The sequence below is a fragment of the Acrocarpospora corrugata genome, assembly GCF_009687845.1.
Classification (GTDB): domain Bacteria; phylum Actinomycetota; class Actinomycetes; order Streptosporangiales; family Streptosporangiaceae; genus Acrocarpospora; species Acrocarpospora corrugata.
Map to the genome: position 1 here is coordinate 1 of NZ_BLAD01000095.1, position 4,704 is coordinate 4,704.

At 70.0% G+C, this 4,704-nt stretch carries 3 protein-coding genes; all 3 read left to right on the top strand.

Going from position 1 to position 4,704, the window contains the following annotated elements; translation table 11 throughout:
- Window positions 1–453, top strand: a 453-nt coding sequence (locus Acor_RS43660; protein ID WP_218034689.1) for a glycoside hydrolase family 15 protein, incomplete at its 5' end; no start/stop codon positions are given.
- Entirely contained in the window at window positions 450–2,654 is a 2,205-nt protein-coding gene (locus Acor_RS43665; protein ID WP_218034690.1) for a glycoside hydrolase family 31 protein, read from the top strand. The genes Acor_RS43660 and Acor_RS43665, both read left to right, overlap by 4 nt.
- 128 nt (window positions 2,655–2,782) lie before the next feature.
- The coding region (locus tag Acor_RS35845; protein WP_155341221.1) for a sensor histidine kinase at window positions 2,783–4,704 on the top strand (1,922 nt) is incomplete at its 3' end.

Genomic DNA, 4,704 nt, shown 5'->3' on the forward strand with positions numbered 1-4,704 from the left:
GGTGGGGAGTTCCACCTCACCAAGTGGCTTGGGGTGGGGGTGGTTGATGGGAGTTTGTTGGCTTGTGTGGAGCCGTTTGGGTTGTATTCGGTGGAGCATCCGGTGGGGGTGGGGACGGTTGCGGCCGTGGAGCGGTCGTTGGGGGATGGATTCGGGGTTTATCGGTATTTGGAGGACACCTTTTACGGGGGTGGGAGGTGGGTGCTGCTGGCGGGGTTTCTGGGGCTGAATCATGCGGCGGCGGGACGGCCGGAGGAAGCCATGGCGTATCTGCGGTGGATGGCGGCGCAGGCGAATGGCGACGGGGAACTGCCGGAGCAGGTTTCCGATCGCTTGCTGGCGCCGGAGCGACGGGACGAGTGGATCGAGCGGTGGGGGCCGGTGGCCAGTCCGCTGTTGTGGTCGCACGGAATGTATTTGATGCTCGCCGATGAACTGGGAGTGATCGCATGATCCGGCATCGTCCGATGGGTTCCGGACATCCGTACGCGGAGACGGAAGACCAGCGTGTCCCGGCCCGGCCTCTCGACGGGGAGAGCGTTGAGCTGCGGGTCCGGGCCTCGGCCAAGGTCAGCGTCATCACATGCGAATGGGCGACCGACGGAGTGACCGTCGAACTGCCGATGCGCAAGGTGGACGCCGCCGACGCGAACACGGGCACGGGCGACGGCGGGCATCTCGCATCGGCCCAGGCGAGAGCGACACGAGCGGCTTCGGGAGCCTGGTCGGTGCGAACACCGGCGCTACGGGCCGGGTCACGGTACGCCTACCGATTCCGGTCGTCCACCGGCGAAGGCGCGAGCCGTACCTCACGGTGGTTCGAGGTGACGGCGGCGAGCTGGCAAGACAACGGCGGGACACTCCACGCGGACGGAATCGTGCCCGGCAGCGTGCGCTGGCTGGCGGACGGCGACAGGCCACTGCGAGTGCGGTTCGACCTGAAGCTCGGACCCGACGAACACGTCGTCGGGTTCGGCGAACGGTTCGACGCGGTCGACCAGCGAGGCCGGACCCCGGACTCGGTGGTGTTCGAGCAGTACAAGAACCAGGGCGCGTTCGGCCGCACCTACCTGCCCATGCCGTTCTTCTTCGTGATCGGCCCGGACGGCAGCCGGGCCTGGCACGTGCAGACCTCCGCCCGCGTCTGGTTCGACATCGGCGCCGCCGACCCCACCATCCTCCGCGTCGAAGCCGAAACCACCGGCGACCTCACCGCACGCCGATACGACGGCACCCCCACCGAGATCCTCGCCCAGTTCGTCAAAGACGTCGGCGCCCCCGAAGAACTCCCCCCCTGGGTGTTCCGCCTCTGGGCGAGCGCCAACGAATGGAACACCCAGGCCCGCGTCCTCACCGAAATGAACAGGCACCGCGACCTCGACATCCCCGCCGGCGTCCTGGTGATCGAAGCGTGGAGCGACGAATCCACCTTCACCGCCTTCCGCGACGCCCAATACGACCCCACCGAAGACCCGCACACCTGGACCGACTACACCTTCCCCGCAGACGGCCCCTGGCCCGACCCCAAAGCCATGATCGACGAACTCCACGCCCGGGACATCAAGGTCCTGCTCTGGCAGATCCCCCTGCAGAAGATGCGCCCCCACCCCACCCACCAAGCCGCCGTCGACGCCCGCCAGCTCGTCGAGAAGGGCTACGGCGTACGCGAGTCCGACGGCCGCCCGTACCGCAACCGAGGCTGGTGGTTCCCCCTCGCCCTGATGCCCGACCTCAGCTCCCCCGAAGTCCGCGACTGGTGGACGGCCAAACGCCGCTACCTGGTCGAAGACCTGGGCATCGACGGCTTCAAGACGGACGGCGGCGAACACGCCTGGGGCCACGACCTGCGCTACGCCGACGGCCGCCGCGGCTCGGACGGCAACGGCCTCGTCCCCGTCAACTACGCCCGCGCCTTCGGCGACCTGCTCCGCTCCTGCGGCAAGCCCCCGGTCACCTTCAGCCGCGCCGGCTTCACCGGCTCCCAGGCGCACGGCGTCTTCTGGGCCGGCGACGAGGCGTCCACCTGGACCGCGTTCCGCTCCTCGATCACCGCCGGCATCACCGCCTCGGCCTGCGGCATCGTCTACTGGGGCTGGGACATCGCCGGCTTCTCCGGCCCGATCCCGGACGGCGAGCTCTACCTGCGCGCCGCCGGCACCGCCTGCTTCATGCCGATCATGCAGTACCACGCGGAGTTCAACCACCACCGCGAACCCTGCGGCGACCGCACCCCGTGGAACATCGCGGAACGCACCGGCGACCCCCGCGTGCTCCCCGTGTTCCGCGAGTTCGCCCAGCTGCGCGAGCGGCTCGTGCCGTACCTCACAGAAGCGGCGAAAGCCGCCGTCCACGGCGGCGCGCCACTGATGCGCGGGCTGTTCTTCGACCACCCGGCCGATCCCGAGATCTGGCGTTATCCGCTCCAGTACCAGCTCGGCGACGCGCTGCTGGTGATCCCGGTGGTGGAGCCGGGTGTCGAGCAGGTGACCGGCTATCTGCCCGCGGGCGACTGGGTGGACGTGTGGACCAGAACGGCCCATCGCGGCCCCCGCGAGGTCACCCTGCCCGCGCCGATCGACCGGCCGCCCGTCCTGTGCCGGGCCGAGCGTTGGGACGCTCTCACAACAGTGTTCACGCCGGAGTTGCCAGTGTGACCGGTGACAACTATGTTGCTCGATTATGGCGGCGCATAACCAGCGCTGCCGCGCGCGTGCGGGGGCGCTGAAAGACGGCGCCAGCAGACTCGGATTACACGTGTCTGCTCCCGAGCGAGACGAGAGCCATGGGTTTCAGACGTGACACCATCCGGTCCAAGGCGTTCTCCCTCCTGGTGGTCCCGCTCCTGTCCCTGACGGCGATCTGGGCGTACACGGCGGTGACGGCCATCGGCGAGGCGACCACGCTGGGCGGGATCTCGGCCCGATACAGCTCGTATCTGGACCCCGTGGAGGACCTGAACAACAGCATCCGCGAAGAACGCCGGCTCAGCGTTGTCGCGCTCCACGACAACGACGACGAGGCGCACGCCAGCCTGACCGTGCGGCGGACCGCCACCGACAAGGCCATGGACGAGTTCCGGCAGGCCACCGCCGAGCAGAACCAGGCCGCTCTGCCCGAGCAGACCGCCGACCTGATGACCCAGCTGGACGCGCTGGCGGCGACCCGGCGCTCGGTGGACACCGGCACCAGCGACGGCCTGACCGCGATGCGGGTGTACAGCGACCTGGTGGACGAGATCTACAGCTTCATGGCCAGCCTGGCCCGCAACGAGGGCGTCTCGCTGGAGCAGTACTCGCAGATCCGCTCGCTCGGCTCGCTCGAACTGGCGGTGGACCTGCTGGCCAGGGAGGAGAGCCTGATCGGCGACGCGGTCGCGGAGAAGGACCTCGGGCCGGCCACCCACGCGGCCTTCAACGAGCTGTCCAGCAGCCGCAGGTTTCTGCTCCGCAGCGGCCACAGCGACCTGAGCCCGGCGCTCCGCGCCGAAGTGGACCGGATCTTCGGGCTGCCGGTGTACAGCGCGGTCGTGGCGGGCGAGGACCGGATCACCGCGTTCGTGCCGACGGCGGGCGAACTGCCGTACGAGCTGGAGCAGTGGCTTCGGGACGGCGCCGAGGTGCGCGCCGCCATGGAACGCGTCACCGTGGCCGCGAAAGAGCGCGCCATCGAGGACGCCGCGGCCCGGATCAACGCCGTGATCACCCGGACCGCGCTGATCAGCGGCCTCGGCCTGATCGCGGTCCTGCTCTCCGTCCTGGTCTCGATCAGGTTCGGCCGCCGCCTGGTCCGTGAACTGAGCAACCTGCAGGAGTCGGCCACCGCCGTCGCGAAGAACAGACTGCCCGATCTGGTACGGCGCCTGCGCGCCGGCGACACCGTCGACGCCGCCGAGGAGACCCCCACCCTGGCGGCCGGCCAGACGGCCGAGATCAACCAGGTGTCCGAGGCGTTCAACTCGGTGCTCGCCGAAGCCGTGCGCGCCTCCGTCGGCCAGGCCGACCTGCGCCGCAGCGTCGGCCAGGTCTTCCTCAACCTGGCCAGGCGCAGCCAGTCGCTGCTGCACCGCCAGCTCAGCCTGCTGGAGATGATGGAGCACCGGGAGGAGGAGCCGGAGACGCTGGAGGACCTGTTCCGGCTCGACCACCTGTCCACCCGCATGCGCAGGCACGCCGAGAACCTGATCATCCTGTCCGGCGCCGCGCCGAGCCGCCGCTGGCGGGAGCCGGTGCCGATCTTCGACCTGGTCCGCGGCGCGGTGACCGAGGTGGAGGACTACACCCGGGTCACCGTGCACGAGATGCGGCACGCGCCGACCGTGCAGGGCACCGCCGTCACCGACCTGATGCACCTGGTGGCCGAGCTGATCGAGAACGCCACGGTGTTCTCGCCGCCGGGCACCCGTGTGTTCGTGCGCGGCGAGATCGCCGCCAACGGGTACGCGCTCGAGATCGAGGACCGCGGCCTCGGCCTGGAGGCGGCCAAGCTGGACTCGCTCAACCGGCGGCTGGCCGAGCCGCCCGAGTTCGACCTGGCCGACAGCGAGCGCCTCGGCCTGTTCGTGGTGGCCCGGCTGGCCGCCCGGCACGGCGTGAAGGTGGTCCTGCGGCCGTCCCCCTACGACGGGACGACGGCGATCGTGATGATCCCGCCGGCCGTGCTGGCCGCCGCAGAGGAGCGGAGCACCCCGGGCGCGCTCCCCCGCCC